We start from the raw sequence: 16,579 nt of genomic DNA on the forward strand, positions 1-16,579 counted from the left end.
TCTGGGTTAGTTCTTGGCGGATGAGAGCGCTTCGGCTCCACCCACGATCTCGGAAATCTGCGAGGTGATCTCGGTCTGCCTGGCGTTGTTCGACAACCGGGTGAAGTCCTTGATGAGCTTGTCCGCGTTGTCGGAGGCCGACTGCATGGCCTTCTGGCGCGAGGCGTGCTCCGCGGCAGCGGACTGCAGCATGGCGTTGAAGATGCGGCTCTCGATGTAGACGGGCAGGAGTGCGTCGAGCACGGTTTCCACGTCAGGCTCGAACTCGTACAACGGCAGGACCTGGTTCTCGCCGGGTTCCTCAACGCCTTCGACGACCTCGAGGGGCAACAGACGAACGACCTCGGGCACCTGGGTGACCATGCTGACGAACCGGTTGTAGACCACGTGGATCTCGTCGACTCCGCCGTCGTCGGCATCCCGGAGGAACGCTTCGAGCAGCGCGTCGCTGATCTCCTTGGCGGTTTCGAACTGGGGCTGGTCGGTGGAACCGGTCCAGACCCGTTCGGACGGGCGCCGACGGAAGTTGAAGTACGCCGCTGCCTTGCGCCCGACCAGGAAGTAGACGACATCCTTGCCCTGCGCCAGCAGAAGCTGGGTCAGTGACTCGGCCTCGCGCAGCGCCTGCGAGCTGAACGCGCCGGCAAGACCACGGTCGGACGCGAAGATGACCACTGCGGCCCGTTCGATCTTTTCCGGTTCGGTGGTGAGCACGTGCGCAACATTGGTGTAGGTTGCGACGGCCGATACCGCCTGGGTGATCGATCGTGCGAACGGGGTCGACGCGGCGACTCGCGCCTTGGCCTTCTGGATGCGCGAGGCCGAGATCAACTCCATGGCCCGAGTGATCTTCTTGGTCGTCTGGGCAGCCTTGATCTTCTGCCGGTAGACCCGAAGTTGCGCTCCCATGTGTCTCCTGTGCTTCCTTGTCTGTGGGTGAATGTGCCGGTGCGGCCGTTCATGGGGCCCCCGGAGGGGCCCCAGGCGGCTTAGCGCCGGTGCTTCACAATCTTTTCCTGGTTGACGTCTTCGGCGGCAATCGCTTCGAACTCTTCCTTGCCGACCGAGGCGAGCGGCTTGCCCTCGCCGGTCTGGAACTCGCGCTTGTAGTTGTCGACCTCGGCCTCGAGGGTCGCGACGATGGCGTCGTCGAGCACGTTCGTCTCCCGCAGCTTCGTGAGGACGTCGGTGGTGCGGCCGAGGTGGTCAAGCAGTCCGCGTTCGAACCGGAGCACGTCCTCGACCGGAACCTCGTCGAACTTGCCGTTCGTTCCGGCCCAGATCGAGACGACCTGGTCCTCGACCGGGTACGGCGAGTACTGCGGCTGCTTGAGCAGCTCGGTCAGGCGGGCGCCACGGGCGAGCTGGCGGCGGCTGGTCGCGTCGAGGTCCGACGCGAACATCGCGAAGGCCTCGAGCGAACGGTACTGGGCCAGTTCGAGCTTCAGCGTTCCGGAGACCTTCTTGATCGACTTCACCTGCGCGTCGCCACCGACGCGCGACACCGAGATGCCCACGTCGACTGCGGGGCGCTGGTTGGCGTTGAACAGGTCGGACTGGAGGAAGATCTGACCATCGGTGATCGAGATCACGTTGGTCGGGATGTAGGCCGAGACGTCGTTGGCCTTGGTCTCGATGATCGGCAGGCCGGTCATCGATCCGGCGCCGAGGGCGTCGGAGAGTTTCGCACAACGCTCGAGCAGACGGGAGTGCAGGTAGAACACGTCGCCGGGGTAGGCTTCGCGTCCCGGCGGGCGGCGCAGCAGCAGCGACACGGCACGGTAGGCCTCGGCCTGCTTGGACAGGTCGTCGAAGACCACGAGAACGTGCTTGCCCTGGTACATCCAGTGCTGGCCGATGGCCGAGCCGGTGTACGGGGCGAGGTACTTGAAGCCGGCCGGGTCGGAGGCGGGGGACGCGACGATGGTCGTGAACTCCATGACGCCGGCATCCTCGAGCGCGCCCTTGACGGCGGCGATCGTGGAGCCCTTCTGACCGATGGCAACGTAGATGCAGCGAACCTGCTTGTTCACATCTCCGGAAGCCCAGTTGGCCTTCTGGTTGATGATGGTGTCGATCGCGATCGCGGTCTTGCCGGTCTGGCGGTCGCCGATGATCAGCTGGCGCTGGCCACGGCCGATCGGGATCATCGCGTCGATGGCCTTGATGCCGGTCTGCATCGGCTCGTGCACGGACTTGCGGTCCATGACGCCGGGCGCCTGAAGCTCGAGGGCACGACGGCCTTCGGACTCGATCGGGCCGAGGCCGTCGATCGGGGCGCCGAGCGGGTCGACGACGCGACCGAGGTAGCCGTCGCCGATGGGAACGGAGAGCACCTCGCCGGTGCGATGCACCTCCATGCCCTCAACGATTCCGGCGAACTCGCCGAGGACGACGACACCGATCTCGTCTTCGTCGAGGTTCAGGGCGAGGCCCAGTGTGCCGTCGGCGAATTTGATGAGCTCGTTGGCCATCACGCTGGGAAGACCCTCGACGTGGGCGATTCCGTCGCCGGCCGTGGTGACGTAGCCAACCTCGTTCGTGGCGGTCTTGCTCGGCTCGTAGGACTTGACGAAGTCCTGGAGAGCATCGCGGATCTCATCGGGGCTGATCGTTAGTTCTGCCATCATCTTCCCTTTCCCGTACGGGGTGTACAGGTTCTGTCTGAAACGAAACGTTGCCGCTTCGAGGTTTTCGTTCCGATTGACCGTAGGTCAGCCGGCAAGCTGGAGTCTCAAATCCTTGAGTCGGGTGGCGATGCTGCCATCAATGACATCGTCGCCGATCTGTACGCGCACTCCGCCGACGAGCGACGGGTCCACGACCAGGTTGATGGTGAGCTTGCGCCCGTACCGCTCCGACAGGTTGGCGCGCAACCGGTCGAGCTGCGTTGTCGTCAACGGCGAAGCCGAGGTGACGGTCGCAATGGACGTGCCCGACTGGTCCGCCACGACGGCCGCGGCGTGGCCCAGCAGTTCGCCGATCCGGCGCCCGCGGGGCTGCTGCATGAGGTGCCGCACGATGACCAGGGTCTGCGCGGTGACCTTGCCGGTGAGGATGGAGTCGACGAGTCCGACCTTGGCCTGTGCGGCACCGAGCTTGCTCGCGAGAGCCAGCTCCAGTTCCGCGTTGCCGGATACGGTCGCACCGAACGAGAAGAGTTCGGCTTCGACGACGCCTTCGGCGGTGGCCGAGGATGCGACGCAGCGCAATCCGACGTCTTCGATCCCCGCGAGCAGGTCGGTATGACTCGACCAGCGCGCCGCGGTCACGGCCTGCAGCAGGTCGAGCGCGGTCGACGTGACGACGGGGCCGAACACCTTGGCGACCAGGGTCGCCTTGGGTGCGGCGTCAACAGCCGGGTCGACGAGAGCCGACAGGAGCTGCGAGGACTCGCCGATAACGCGGCCCGCGTTCAGCAGGCTTTCCCCGGTCGCCAGATCGGCCGTGCCGCCGAGGGCGGTCAGTGCCGCTCGCGACGAGGCCAAAGCTTCTCTGGTGGCGCTTCCCATTACTTAGCTGCTTTCTCCGAGGCCTCAAGGTCGGCCAGGAATCGGTCGACAATGGCGCTGGCCTTCGCGTCGTCGGTCAGGCTTTCGCCGATGACTCCCGATGCGAGGTCGATGGCCAGGGTGCCGACTTCGGAACGCAGGGACACGACGGCCGCCTGACGTTCTGCTTCGATCTGGACCTTGGCGCTCGCGGTGACGCGGGCGGCCTCACTGACGGCCAGTTCGCGGTGCTCGGCGACGATCTTCTGACCGTCCGCACGGGCGACCTCGCGGATCTTGCCGGCTTCGGCACGCGCGTCAGCAAGCTGGGCCGTGTACTGCTCGAGAGCGGCTTCGGCCTGGCGCTGGGCGTCGTCCGCCTTGGCGATGTTTCCTTCGATGGCTTCAGCGCGCTCGTCGAGGAGCTTCTGCATCCTCGGAAGCACAAGCTTCCAGAAGAAGAACAGAATCACGACGAAGATCAGACCGGACCAGATTATGTCGTAGAGCTCCGGGAGAAGCGGGTTGCGCGTCTCGGTCTCCGCTGCAGCTGCTATCACTGCGTTAAACATCGTGCCTCCTGACTAGAGAGAAAAGAGGACTAAACGAAGATGAAGTAGGTCGCGATACCGATGAAGGCGAGTGCCTCGGTGAAAGCGATACCGATGTACATCAGGACCTGAAGCTGGCCGGCCAGTTCGGGCTGACGAGCAACACCCTCGATGGTCTTGCCGACGACGATACCGACGCCGATTGCCGGGCCGATGGCCGCGAGGCCATAACCGACGGTCGCGATGTTTCCGTTGATAGCCGCGAGAACGGATGTTGCGTCCACGTATGTTTCCTTCCGTAGTGCCAAAAACAGCGAGTGCCGAATTCGGGTTTAGTGTTCCTCAGCCAGCGCGAGCTGGATGTAGACAGCGGTGAGCAGGGCAAAAATGTAAGCCTGGAGGAGGGCGATCAGCACTTCGAAGAGCGTGAACGCGAACCCGAAGACAAGGGTGCCGGCTCCGAAGAGCTTGAAGCCACCGTCTGCGGTGAAGAAGAAGAACTGGGTGGCGCTGAAGAAGAGCACCAGGAGAAGGTGGCCGACGATCATGTTCATCAGCAGTCGCAGGGTCAGCGTGACCGGGCGGACCAGGAAGGTCGAGATGAACTCGATCGGGGTCACGATGATGTAGAGGAAGGGGGGCACGCCTGGGGGGAACAGGGCGTTGCGGAAGAAGTTGCCCGGGCTCTTCTTGATCCCGGCGTAGATGAACGCCACATAGGCGATGACGGCCAGCACGAGCGGCACGCCGATCACGCTGGTGCCGGCGATGTTCAGGAACGGAATCGGCCCGGTGATGTTCATGAACAACACCATGAAGAAGATCGTCGTGATCAGGGGCAGGAAACGCTTGCCGTCCTTCTTTCCGAGGATGTCCTCGGAAATGTTGACCCTGGCGAAGTTGAGGCCCAGTTCGACGATGCTCTGGAAGCGGGTCGGAATGACCTTCATCCGGCGGGTGCCGAGCCAGAAGACGAGGAGCAGCACGGCCACCGCAAGAAAGCGGATGAGCATGATGCGGTTGATTTCGAACGGCGAACCCGCGAACAGAACCGCTTCAGGGAAGAATTCGTTGATCGACGGACCGTGGAACTCACCGTCACCGGTGGCAGACGGGAGCATCAGGCTTACGGCGGTTTCTAGCAGCGCTTTCTCCTGGTTCGGGGCGGGGAGCTCTGCTCTCGCGATGACGAATAATGGGCTGGGCTACCCAGCACGAAGGCACGAGCAACGCGGGGCGAACCGGTCATTACCTTACCAAGAAATAGGCCCGGTGCCGAATCCTTGTGGCAATTCAGTCCTCCGAGGACGGACCGGGCAGGGTCACGTCGCTGGCGTAGGTCATCCGGCTCTTCAGCACGACGATCGCGTCAACGATGAGCGACCCGATCACACCCGCGATGATGCTGAGAAACAGCACGACGGGCTGGATCCAGGGCTGATCCTTGAGCAGCACGACGATCACGAGGAAGACGACGAACTTGAGCAGCCAGCCGCCCAGAACGATGGCGAAGAACGCACCGATGGCGCCCTGGCTGCCGGCGAAGCGGTTGGCGAGCAGGATGCTGCCGGCCGTGATTCCCATGAAGACCACGGACAGCGCGGTACCGATCAGCGCGCTGACCACCCCGGTTCCGCCGGCGACCAGGCCACCGACCACGGCCCCGACGATGCCGATGCCGCCGGCCAGGAACCCACCGAGTACAAGAATCCGCCGGAACACCGGGACGGAGGTGGGCTGCCGGGCGGATCCGGGGGTGTTGCTCATGCGTTCTCCTCTGCCGTCGTGGACGCCTCGTCGAGAGGGTCCAGCCTGGCGATGTCGGGTTGGTCGTTCGGGTGGGCGAGCTGGCTGGCGGCCTCGACCGCCTTTCGGCGGCTCAGCGGGGCGAGGGTGACCAGCGCGCAGACGATGAGGGCCGTCACCAGGAAGATCGTGGCGTACCAGGTCGGTAGTCCGAAGAAGACCGGCAACACGTAGTAGAGCAGGCAGCCGATCGACGCCGCAGCGGTCCAGCCGTAGAAGATCAGCACGGCGTGGAGGTGGGAGTGCCCCATGTCCAGCAGGCGGTGGTGCAGGTGCTTACGGTCGGCACTGAACGGCGATTTACCCGCCCGCACGCGGCGGAAAACGGCCAGTCCGAAGTCGAGCAGCGGGATGATCAGGATCGCGACGGGCAGGATGATCGGGATGAAGGCGGGGAACAGCTGGGACCGGTTCACTGCGGTCGGGTCGATCTGGCCGGTGATGGCAATCGCCGAGGTCGCCATCAACAGGCCGACCAGGAGCGCTCCGGCGTCGCCCATGAACAGCTTGGCTGGACGCCAGTTCAGGGGCAGGAAACCGATGCAGGCGCCGACGAGGATCGCCGCGATCAGCGAAGCCAGGTTGAAGTAGTTGCTCGGCGAGGTGTCCCGCACGAGCAGATAGCTGTAGAGGAAGAACACGCCGTTGGAGATAAGGGCAACGCCCGCGACAAGGCCGTCGAGACCATCGATGAAGTTGATCATGTTCATCACGATCACAATCGCGATCACCGTGATCAGGAACGACATCCAGGACGAGCCGACGGTGAGTCCGCCGATCGGCAGCGACAGCACCTGCACACCCTGCCAGGCGACCACGCCCGCGGCGATGAACTGCCCTGCCAGCTTGGTCATCCAGTCGAGGTCCCAGATGTCATCGGCCACGCCAAGCAGCACGATCATCAGGGCAGCTCCGAGGATGGCCAGGATCTGCTGGGGGTCGGAGAAGATGAGCCGGAGGGGCGCGAATTGCCCGGAGATCAGGTACGAGACGCCGAAGGCAACGAACACTCCGAAGAAGATGGCGATTCCGCCGAGCCGGGGCGTCGGGAGGGTGTGCACATCACGCTCGCGGATCTTCGGGTAGAGGCGGTACCGATGGCTGAGCCTCAGCACGACGAACGAGCAGCCGAAGGTGACGATGGCCGAGACGAGCGCCAGCAGGACGAATATGGTCATGGTCAGCCGGCGTCCGTCACGACGCCGCTCGGCTCCGCGCTGCCCGGCGTCGCCGTCGGCTCTGACTCTGGCTCGTCCTCCGGCGCCTGCTCAGCGTCGGTCTCCGACATCACCACGGGCTCGGGAACCGGGGGGACGAATCCGACCGGCGCGAGGGCGTCGCCGATCACCCCGGCGATGGCCGCGCGGGAGATCACGCCGTTGCGCACGATGACGAGCTTCCCGCCGTTTATGGCGAATCCGGTGGCATCGATGATCGTCGACGAGGTGTCGCCCTGGCGGTCGCCGATCGCCTCGTAGTCGCTGCCGGCCACTCCCCCGTCGAGGTAGACGGCGACTCTGGCGCCGAGCATGTCTTCGGCCCCGATCGCGTCGATCGCCGAGGGGAGGCCGCTGGAGTTGGCGGAGGACACGGCCAGGGGGCCGGTCTCGGCGAGCAGGTCCAGCGCTACCTGATTGCGCGGCATCCGCAGGGCCACGGTGCCCCTGGTCTCGCCAAGGTCCCAGACCAGCGACGGCTGGGCGTTGAGCACGACCGTGAGCCCGCCCGGCCAGAACTCGGCAACGAGGTCCCTGACCGGCGTGGGCACATCCTGGGCGAGGGCGTCCATGGTGCTGATTCCGGGAATGAGCACGGGCGGCGGCGAGGTGCGGCCTCGACCCTTGGCATCCAGCAGCCGTTGCACGGCCTCGGGGCTGAATGCGTCGGCCGCGACGCCGTAGACCGTGTCGGTGGGGATGACGACGAGCGCGCCGCGACCGATGGCCGAGCGTGCGAGTCTCATGCCGGTCGTGTATTCAGTGTCGACCGAGCAGTCGTAGATGCGTGTCATTGGGGTTCGATTCTAGTGCAGGCGACCTGCGAGAGGCCGGGACGCCATTCCGCGGGTGCTGCGCCGCCGCGCGGGTGGCACACCACCCGCGTCGCGGCGCACCTCCCGCGGCCACGTGCGGGCGGGCCGCTCAGGCGGGGGCAGGTGCGGGCGGGCCGCTCAGGCGGGGGCAGGTGCGGGCGGGCCGCTCAGGCGGCGGCAGGTGCGGGTGCGAGGGCGGTCGTCGCGCGGTCGCGCAGGGTGTAATCGCGGTGGGTGGCGGCGGCGCGCCACCCGTCCAGGCCGAGAAGCTCCCGGATCTCCGCACCCTGCAGCTCGCCGTGCTCGATCACGAGGACCCCGCCGGGCCGGAGCAGGCGCAGCGCCGTTTGAGAGACGTGCCGCACGACGTCCAGGCCGTCCCGTCCGCCGAACAGTGCGTGGGCCGGGTCGAACAGGCGCACCTCCGGGTCGCGCGGGATGGCGTCGGCCGGGATGTACGGCGGGTTGGAGATGACCACGGCCACCGTTCCGTCCAGTTCGGTGAAGGCATCGGCGAGGTCGCCGAAGACGAGAGAGGCGTTGGCCGCACCGACCTGAGCGAAGTTGCGGGTGGTCCAGGGGAAGGCCTCCGGCGAGTTCTCCACCGCGAAGACCCGGGCGTTCGGCACCTCGACGGCCATCGCCAGCGCGATGGCGCCGCTGCCCGTGCCGAGGTCCACCGCGATCGGCTCCGGGTCGGGCAGCGCCCGCAATGCGTCGATCGCGAATTGGGCCACCTGCTCGGTCTCCGGGCGGGGCACGAACACCCCGGGGCCCACCAGCAACTCGATCCCGCGGAACGGCGCCCGACCGGTGATGTGCTGGAGCGGTTCGCGGAGCGCGCGGCGGCGCACGATCTCGAGGATCGCCGCGGCATCCGTGCCGGTCAGCTCGGTGCGCAGGATGGCGGCCGCCTGCACCTGGCCGCGGCTCCGGCCGAGCACATGGCCGATCAGCAGGTCGGCGTCGACGTCTGGGTCGCCGATACCGGCCCGGCCGAGCGTTTCGATCGCCCGATCTCGGATTTCATCGACGGTTGTGGGAATGGAATGGTCGCTCGACGGAGTTGTCACTCTTTGGAATGTAATGCACTCGCACGCCCAGTGCCGTGGCCGTAGGCTGGGCGAGGTCCCAGACCCCGATTGAAAGGCTCCCTGATGCCCGCAAAGATCTACTCCGACATCACCGCTGCTGTTGGCGGGACTCCGCTGGTGAAACTCAATCGCCTCACCGCGGGCCTCGACGCGACCGTGCTGGTCAAGCTGGAGTTCTACAACCCCTCCGGCAGCGTCAAGGACCGGATCGGCATCGCGATCGTCGACGCGGCCGAGGCCTCGGGAGAGCTCGCCCCCGGCGGCACCATCGTCGAGGGCACCAGCGGCAACACCGGGATCGCCCTCGCCATGGTCGGCGCGGCCCGCGGTTACAAGGTCATCCTTGCTATGCCGGACACCATGAGCAAGGAACGTCGCCTGCTGCTCCGCGCCTACGGTGCCGAGATCGTGCTGACCCCCGGCTCCGAGGGCATGCGCGGCGCTGTGACGAAGGCGGAGGAAATCGCCGCGAACACGCCGGGTGCGGTCCTCGCCCGCCAGTTCGACAACCCGGCCAACCCCGCGATCCACCGCGCGACCACCGGCGTGGAGATCTGGGACGACACCGACGGAGCCGTGGACATCCTTGTCGCGGGCATCGGCACCGGCGGCACCATCACGGGCACCGGGCAACTGCTCAAGGAGCGCAAAAGCTCCGTGCGGGTGGTCGCCGTCGAACCGATCGACTCCCCCATCCTCAACGGCGGCAAGCCGGGACCGCACAAGATCCAGGGCATCGGCCCCAACTTCGTGCCGGCCATCCTTGACACGCACGTGTACGACGAGGTGACGGATGTGACCCTCGCCGATTCCCTCGCCACCGCCCGCAGCCTCGCCACCGACGAGGGAATCCTCTCCGGCATCTCGGGCGGCTCCGCGGTGTGGGCCGCGATCGAGCAGGCAAAACGGCCGGAAAACGCCGGCAAGGTGATCGTGGCGATCATGCCGAGCTTCGGCGAACGGTACCTCTCCACCGTGCTCTACGAAGACCTGCTGGACTAGGCCGGATTAGCCGAGCCGTAGCCGACAATGGGCGTTTTTTCCAGCATCCGGGAGGACATGGCGATGGCGCGTGCCCATGACCCGGCGGCGCGCAGTAACGCCGAGGTCTTCCTCGCCTACAGCGGGCTGCACGCCGTCTGGTCCTACCGTCTCGCGCACCGGCTCTGGACGGCGGAACTCCGGCTGCCCGCCCGCCTGCTCTCCCAGTTCACCCGGTTCCTGACCGGGATCGAGATTCACCCGGGCGCCCGGATCGGCCGACGGCTGTTCATCGACCACGGTATGGGCGTCGTGATCGGCGAGACTGCCGAGATCGGCGACGATGTCATGCTCTACCACGCGGTCACCCTGGGTGGGAAGACCCGCCACGGGGTCGTGCGTGGCGAGAAGCGTCACCCCACCCTCGGGGACGGGGTCACTGTCGGCGCGGGGGCAAAGATCCTCGGACCGGTCATGATCGGGGCCTGGAGTACGATCGGCGCAAACGCCGTCGTCACGAAGGACGCCCCGGCCAAGTCGCTGCTTCTCGGCATCCCCGCCGTCATCCAGCCGGTCAGGTCGGAGACGATCGAGGCCGCCCGCGGGCTTCCCCTCACCGAAGACTGACCCCGCCGACCACGAAGGGCCCGACACCATGACTTCGGCCTCACCCGCACGTGAACTGCCCGTCCTCGATCTGTCCCGCCTCGACCAGGGCGAGGAGGAGGCCGAGCGCTTTCGGATCGACCTCCGCGAGGCGACCCACGAGTACGGCTTCTTCTACCTCACCGGCCACGGCGTGCCGGCGGACCTCATCACCCGGGTCATGCGCACCGCTCGCGCCTTCTTCGAACTCCCCGAGGGCGACAAGATGGCGATCGAGAACCTGCGGAGCCCGCAGTTCCGCGGCTACACCCGGGTGGGCGGCGAGCTCACCCAGGGCAACGTTGACTGGCGCGAACAGATCGACATCGGCCCGGAGCGCCCCCCGATCGACGGCGGGGCCGACTACCTCCGCCTCGAAGGACCCAACCAGTGGCCGGCGACCCTGCCCGAGCTGCGCGAGGTGATGACGCAGTGGCGCGACGAACTCAACACCGTCGCGCTTCGGCTGATGCGGGCTTGGGCGCTCTCGCTCGGGGCCGACGAGCACGTCTTCGACGCGGCGTTCGCCGAGAAGCCGTTCACGCTGATCAAGATTGTGCGCTACCCGGGCAAGTCCAACCCGACCCCGAGGCAGGGCGTGGGCGCGCACAAGGATTCGGGCGTGCTGACCCTGCTTTTCGTCGAGCCGGGCAAGGGCGGCCTGCAGGTTGAGCATGACTCAGACTGGATCGACGCTCCCCCGCTCGACGGCGCCTTCGTGGTGAACATCGGCGAGCTGCTCGAGGTGGCCACCGACGGATATCTCAAGGCCACCGTGCACCGGGTGATCTCGCCCCTGATCGGGACTGACCGCATCTCGATCCCGTTCTTCTTCGGGCCGGCCCTGGATGCGACGATTCCGCTCCTGGCGCTGCCCGACTCGCTCCGTGCGCCGGGCATCACCGTCGACCCGGAGAACCCCATCTTCACGACCTACGGGGAGAATGCGTTGAAGAGCCGCCTGCGCGCGCATCCGGATGTCGCGGCGATCCACCACGCGGATCTGCTCGGCTGAGCCGGGCCTCGCCCCGCGACAGCTCTCGTCGGTGGGCTGTTAGTCGTGGTCGCCGATCTCGGCCAGACGGGTTGCCTCGTCGGCCGTGATGCAGGAGTCGATCACGGCATCGAGGGCACCGTTCATGACGGTGTCCAGGTTGTACGCCTTATAGCCCGTGCGGTGGTCCGCGATGCGGTTCTCGGGGAAGTTGTACGTGCGGATGCGCTCGGAGCGGTCCATGGTGCGGATCTGTCCCTTGCGCACGAGGCTTGCTGCCGCGTCGATCTCTTCCTGCTGACGGGCGAGAACCCGGGCACGCAGAACGCGCATGCCCGCTTCCTTGTTCTGCAGCTGGCTCTTCTCGTTCTGCATCGCGACCACGATTCCGGTCGGAAGGTGGGTGATCCGCACGGCGGAGTCGGTCGTGTTGACCGACTGACCGCCGGGCCCGCTGGAGCGGTAGACGTCGATCTTGAGGTCGTTCGCGTTGATCTCGACCTCTTCGGGCTCGTCAACCTCGGGGAAGACGAGCACGCCGGCGGCGGAGGTGTGGATGCGTCCCTGCGACTCGGTGGCCGGCACCCGCTGAACGCGGTGCACACCACCCTCGTACTTGAGGTGCGCCCAGACGCCCTCCGCAGGGTCGCTGGAGGAACCCTTGATGGCGAGCTGGATGTCCTTGATCCCGCCGAGGTCGCTGGTGGTCTGTTCGATGATCTCGGTTTTCCAGCGCTTCGATTCCGCGTAGTGCAGGTACATCCGGAGCAGGTCGGCGGCGAACAGCGCGGATTCCGCGCCGCCCTCGCCCATCTTGATCTCCATGATCACATCGCGGGCGTCGAGCGGGTCGCGGGGAATCAGCAGGCGCCGCAGCTTTTCGGCTGCGCCTTCCAACTGCTCCGTCAGTCCCGGAATCTCGGCGGCGAAATCGGCGTCCTCTTCCGCGAGCTCCTGTGCTGCCTCGAGGTTGTCGCCGATCTCTTTCCACTCGTTCCAGGCCGCGATGATGCGGCTGAGCTCGGCGTAGCGCCGGTTCACCTTTTTCGAGCGGGCCGGATTCGCGTGGAGCTCCGGATCCGCCAGCTGGGACTGCAGCTCGTCGTGCTCAGCCAGCAGAGTCAGAACGGACTCGAACATCAGTGGTCCTTGTCTGACCCATTCAGGGTCGGCATCGACTTCTGGACCTGCATCAGGAATTCGACGTTGGAGGACGTCTCCTTGAGACGGCCGAGGATGACCTCGAGCGCCTGCTGCTGCTCGAGCCCGGCGAGGGCACGGCGCAGCTTCCAGGTGATCTTGACCTCGTCGGCACTCATCAGCATCTCTTCACGGCGGGTGCCGGAAGCGTTCACGTCGACCGCGGGGAAGATACGCTTGTCGGCCAGCTGGCGCGACAGGCGCAGTTCCATGTTGCCGGTGCCCTTGAATTCTTCGAAGATGACCTCGTCCATCTTGGACCCGGTCTCGACGAGCGCCGACGCGAGGATGGTGAGCGAGCCACCGTTCTCGATGTTGCGAGCGGCACCGAAGAAGCGCTTCGGCGGGTAGAGCGCCGAGGCGTCGACACCACCGGAGAGGATGCGGCCCGACGGCGGCGCGGTGAGGTTGTAAGCGCGTCCGAGACGGGTGATCGAGTCAAGCAGCACGACGACGTCGTGGCCCAGCTCGACGAGGCGCTTGGCGCGCTCGATGGCGAGTTCGGCGACCGTGGTGTGGTCCTCGGCGGGGCGGTCGAAGGTGGAGGCGATGACCTCACCCTTCACCGTGCGCTGCATGTCGGTGACCTCTTCGGGACGCTCGTCGACGAGAACGACCATGAGGTGGACCTCGGGGTTGTTCGTGGCGATGGCGTTGGCGATCTGCTGCATGACGATGGTCTTGCCGGCCTTGGGCGGCGCGACGATCAGGCCGCGCTGGCCCTTACCGATCGGGGCGACGAGGTCGATGATGCGCTGGGTCAGTTTGCCCGGCTCGGTCTCGAGGCGCAGGCGTTCCTGCGGGTAGAGCGGGGTGAGCTTCTGGAACTCGACCCGGGTCGAGGCTTCCTCGACGGTCAGTCCGTTGATCGAGTCGACCTTGACGATCGCGTTGTACTTCTGGCGGCCGTTCTGGTCGCCCTCGTGCGGCTGGCGAATCGAGCCGACGACGGCGTCGCCCTTGCGCAGGTTGTACTTCTTGACCTGGCCGAGCGAGACATACACGTCGCTCGGGCCCGGCAGGTAGCCCGAGGTGCGAACGAAGGCGTAGTTGTCGAGAACGTCGAGGATGCCGGCAACCGGGATCAGAACGTCGTCATCGTTGAGCTCGGGCTCGAAGTCGTCGCCGGCAGTGACGCCGCGACGCTTGCGGTCCCGGAAACGGTTGCGGTTGCTGCGGCTGCCCATGTCGTCGTCGGGGCCATTGCGGTCCTGGCCCTGGTTACGGTCCTGGTTCTGGCGTTCCTGGGCCTGACGGTCCTGGTTGCGGTCCTGACCCTGATTACGGTCCTGACCCTGGTTACGGTCCTGATTGCGGTCCTGACCCTGATTACGGTCCTGACCCTGGTTACGGTCCTGATTGCGGTCCTGACCCTGGTTACGGTCCTGGGCCTGGGCCTGACGGTCCTGGCCGCGGTCGCTCTGGGCGTCCTGGTTCTGGTTCTGGTTCTGGTTCTGGTTCTGGTTCTGGTTCTGGTTCTGGTTCTGGTTGCGACCGGCCTGGCGCTGGTTCTGCTGGCGCGAGTTGTCGTCGCCGGTCTGGTTGCGGTCGCCGCCGCGACTGCGGTTGCGGTTGCGGCCCTGACGCGGCTGCTCGGTCTGCTCGGTGTCGGTCTGCTCGGTGTCGGTCTGCTCGGCGTCGGTCTGCTCGGCGTCCGTCTGCTCGACGGGCATCTGCTCGACGGGCGCGGCCTCGACCTCGGGCTCCGAGGTGGTCGCGGCATCCGCCTCGACCTGGGCGTCGGCGTTGTTGCGCGCATCGATGCTGCTGCGCGCGTCAATGCTGTTTCGGGCCGTGCCGTTGCGGGAGTTGCCGCGGGCACTGCCACGGCGGGAGCGGCCGGTGCTGGGCTCGACGACCGCGTCGGCCTCCGGGGCTGCAACGGTCTCGTTGGAGACCGGGGCTGCCTCGACCGCGGGCATGCCGGTGTTGGCTTCAGTGGTTGCTTCGGTGGTCGCTTCGGCTGCGGCGGCCGCGAGGGCGGCTGCGGCCTTCACGGTGCCTGAGGTGGCGCGCTTGCGGGCCTGGCGAACCGGCTTGTCGACCGGTGCGGCCGTTTCGCTCGTCGCACCGTCCGCGGATGCGCCGGCGTAGGTGGCCGGGGCAGTGGTCCTGCGGGTGGTCGGTGCGGCATCCGGGAGGATGATGCCCAGTCCGAGGTCTCCGTCAGCGTTGACGTGCGCCACGGCGGGAGCCGCGGTCGCGGTGGTGGCCCGGCGGGGGGCGCGCTTGCGGGGGGCGGTGGCCGGGACGACAGCGGTGTCGGCGGCGGAAGCCTCGGCGGCCGGAACCTCGAGCGTCACCGCGGTCTCAACGGCGGGAGCGCTGTCGACGGTGTCACCCGCGGAGTTGGTCTTGGCCTGTTCCGTGGTGATTGCCTCCACGAGTTCCCCCTTGCGTAGTTTGGACGCACCGGCGATGCCCAGCTCGAGTGCAAGAGCCTGAAGCTCGGCGACTCGGAGGGTGGCGAGGTGCGATGAATCCGCAGCAGTGGTGCGGAGGTTGACGTCAGTCACGAAAAATTGTCCTTTCCCCTGGCGTGAAAAACGGTTGGCCAGGGAAGCTGTGTGCAGCGTCTCACGCGCTGCGGGTGGTCCAATCCGACAGTGATGTGGATTGGAGTGAACACACACAGCTACGCACAGATGAGGCGATAGCAGTGAGTTACAGGGAATGCACCGGAGAAGGGTCCCGCTCGTTAGGCGGTTCCATCGGGTACGCCTCAACCCTAGCAGAACGTTCAGGTATGGCGGACGCCCCCACCCGGGGCGGTCCGCTCACGGAGCAACGAGGCCCGCCCGGGGCCACCGACGTGCGGCGGCCCCTGGCGCGCGGTTCAGACGTCGGTGCGACTGACCGTGGCTCCCATGAAGTCGACGGCGAGCATGAGCGCCTGCCACGGCGTGTCCGATTCGGCGGCGACGAGCTCCGCTGCGACCAGACGCTGGCCGGGGTCGCTGGCGAGCACGAGGATCGACGGGCCCGCGCCGGAGACGACGGCGGCGAATCCGTGCTCCCTGAGCAGGGTGATCAACTGGTTGGTCTCCGGCATCGCGGCGGCACGGTAGCTCTGGTGCAGCTTGTCCTCGGTGGCGGCCAGCAGCAGTTCGGGGCTCTGGATCAACGCGGCGATCAGCAGTGCCGAACGGGAGACGTTGAAGACGGCGTCCTCATGCGGCACGGACTCCGGCTGCAGGCTGCGGGCGAGTGCGGTCGACATGGCGTGTTCCGGCACGAAGACGAGCGGCTTGACGCCGCGGTGCACCATCAACTTCTTGTGCCGGGGTCCCTCGGGTGTCATCCAGGCGATCGTCAGGCCGCCGAACAGAGCGGGTGCCACGTTGTCGGGGTGCCCCTCCATCTCGGTGGCGAGGGCGAGGAGCGCCTCGGCGTCGATGTCGACGAGGCCCTCGAGCAGGCCCTTCGCGGCCATGATTCCGGAGACGATCGCGGCGCCGGACGAGCCCATGCCCCGGCCGTGCGGAATGACGTTGTGCGCCACGAGGTTGAGGCCGGGCAGCGGCTGGTCATAGGCGGCGAAGGTGTGGATGATGGCGCGCGCGACGAGGTTGGTCTCGTCGGTCGGCACCTCCCCTTCGCCGACGCCGTGCACCTCGACCGTGACGCCGGGTTCGTCCCGTACGGCCACGTCCAGGTGGTCGTAGTGGGCGAGCGCCAGTCCGAGCGTGTCGAAGCCAGGGCCGAGGTTGGCCGTGGTGGCGGGAACCTGCACCGTGACGGAACGCCCGGAGAGCACGGAGCGGCCGGAGACGGCCTCGGCGATG

General features: G+C 66.7%; 16 protein-coding genes. 3 read left to right on the plus strand and 13 right to left on the minus strand.

Annotation, left to right across the window (positions count from 1 at the left end):
- Positions 1-6: 6 nt before the first annotated feature.
- The 10 genes from QMG61_RS04470 to prmC all read right to left on the minus strand — a co-directional run bounded on the left by QMG61_RS04470 (position 7) and on the right by prmC (position 8,953).
- A complete protein-coding gene (locus QMG61_RS04470; protein ID WP_283493125.1) occupies positions 7-909 on the minus strand; it encodes a F0F1 ATP synthase subunit gamma in 903 nt (300 codons plus the stop codon).
- 80 nt (positions 910-989) lie between these two features.
- Complete coding sequence (gene atpA, locus QMG61_RS04475; RefSeq protein ID WP_283493126.1) at positions 990-2,627, minus strand: F0F1 ATP synthase subunit alpha; 1,638 nt, start codon at positions 2,625-2,627, stop codon at positions 990-992.
- 87 nt (positions 2,628-2,714) lie between these two features.
- The gene (locus QMG61_RS04480; RefSeq protein WP_283493127.1) at positions 2,715-3,512 is read right to left on the minus strand and encodes a F0F1 ATP synthase subunit delta; all 798 of its coding nucleotides are present in this window, start codon (positions 3,510-3,512) and stop codon (positions 2,715-2,717) included.
- Positions 3,512-4,063: a F0F1 ATP synthase subunit B gene (locus QMG61_RS04485; RefSeq protein WP_283493128.1), complete on the minus strand. Its 552-nt coding sequence runs from the start codon at positions 4,061-4,063 to the stop codon at positions 3,512-3,514. The genes QMG61_RS04480 and QMG61_RS04485 overlap by 1 nt, the downstream gene beginning before the upstream one ends.
- 29 nt (positions 4,064-4,092) lie before the next feature.
- Positions 4,093-4,326: an ATP synthase F0 subunit C gene (gene atpE, locus QMG61_RS04490; RefSeq protein WP_134510799.1), complete on the minus strand. Its 234-nt coding sequence runs from the start codon at positions 4,324-4,326 to the stop codon at positions 4,093-4,095.
- Between the two features lie 48 nt (positions 4,327-4,374).
- Entirely contained in the window at positions 4,375-5,163 is a 789-nt protein-coding gene (gene atpB / locus QMG61_RS04495) for a F0F1 ATP synthase subunit A (protein ID WP_283493129.1), read from the minus strand.
- 172 nt (positions 5,164-5,335) lie between these two features.
- Positions 5,336-5,809, minus strand: coding sequence for a Cg1360 family ATP-synthase-associated protein (locus QMG61_RS04500; RefSeq protein ID WP_283493130.1), 474 nt, complete (start codon positions 5,807-5,809; stop codon positions 5,336-5,338).
- Positions 5,806-7,026, minus strand: a complete 1,221-nt coding sequence (locus QMG61_RS04505) for an MraY family glycosyltransferase (protein WP_283493131.1) — start codon at positions 7,024-7,026, stop codon at positions 5,806-5,808. The genes QMG61_RS04500 and QMG61_RS04505 overlap by 4 nt, the downstream gene beginning before the upstream one ends.
- A 2-nt stretch (positions 7,027-7,028) precedes the next feature.
- Complete coding sequence (locus QMG61_RS04510) at positions 7,029-7,859, minus strand: L-threonylcarbamoyladenylate synthase (protein WP_283493132.1); 831 nt, start codon at positions 7,857-7,859, stop codon at positions 7,029-7,031.
- 188 nt (positions 7,860-8,047) lie between these two features.
- Positions 8,048-8,953, minus strand: a complete 906-nt coding sequence (gene prmC, locus QMG61_RS04515; RefSeq protein ID WP_502847001.1) for a peptide chain release factor N(5)-glutamine methyltransferase — start codon at positions 8,951-8,953, stop codon at positions 8,048-8,050.
- Between the two features lie 84 nt (positions 8,954-9,037).
- Here prmC and cysK point away from each other — a divergent pair, with 84 nt between their 5' ends.
- Genes cysK through QMG61_RS04530 form a run of 3 tightly spaced genes read left to right on the plus strand, consistent with a single transcriptional unit; the run spans position 9,038 to position 11,615 of the window.
- The gene (gene cysK, locus QMG61_RS04520) at positions 9,038-9,976 is read left to right on the plus strand and encodes a cysteine synthase A (RefSeq protein WP_283493133.1); all 939 of its coding nucleotides are present in this window, start codon (positions 9,038-9,040) and stop codon (positions 9,974-9,976) included.
- 27 nt (positions 9,977-10,003) lie between these two features.
- On the plus strand, positions 10,004-10,582 hold the full coding sequence (gene epsC, locus QMG61_RS04525; RefSeq protein ID WP_283493134.1) for a serine O-acetyltransferase EpsC: 579 nt from the start codon (positions 10,004-10,006) through the stop codon (positions 10,580-10,582).
- A 28-nt stretch (positions 10,583-10,610) separates the two neighbouring features.
- On the plus strand, positions 10,611-11,615 hold the full coding sequence (locus QMG61_RS04530) for an isopenicillin N synthase family dioxygenase (protein ID WP_283493135.1): 1,005 nt from the start codon (positions 10,611-10,613) through the stop codon (positions 11,613-11,615).
- Between the two features lie 39 nt (positions 11,616-11,654).
- On the opposite strand, the gene prfA is transcribed toward QMG61_RS04530, so the two are convergent.
- The 3 genes from prfA to thrB all read right to left on the minus strand — a co-directional run bounded on the left by prfA (position 11,655) and on the right by thrB (position 16,578).
- Positions 11,655-12,734, minus strand: coding sequence for a peptide chain release factor 1 (prfA, locus tag QMG61_RS04535; protein ID WP_283493136.1), 1,080 nt, complete (start codon positions 12,732-12,734; stop codon positions 11,655-11,657).
- The gene (gene rho / locus QMG61_RS04540) at positions 12,734-15,310 is read right to left on the minus strand and encodes a transcription termination factor Rho (RefSeq protein WP_283493137.1); all 2,577 of its coding nucleotides are present in this window, start codon (positions 15,308-15,310) and stop codon (positions 12,734-12,736) included. Before rho ends, prfA begins: the two co-directional genes overlap by 1 nt.
- Before the next feature lie 320 nt (positions 15,311-15,630).
- On the minus strand, positions 15,631-16,578 hold the full coding sequence (gene thrB / locus QMG61_RS04545; protein ID WP_502847005.1) for a homoserine kinase: 948 nt from the start codon (positions 16,576-16,578) through the stop codon (positions 15,631-15,633).
- Between the last annotated feature and the right edge of the window lies 1 nt (position 16,579).

Source organism: Cryobacterium sp. PH31-AA6 (genome assembly GCF_030063195.1).
Classification (GTDB): domain Bacteria; phylum Actinomycetota; class Actinomycetes; order Actinomycetales; family Microbacteriaceae; genus Cryobacterium.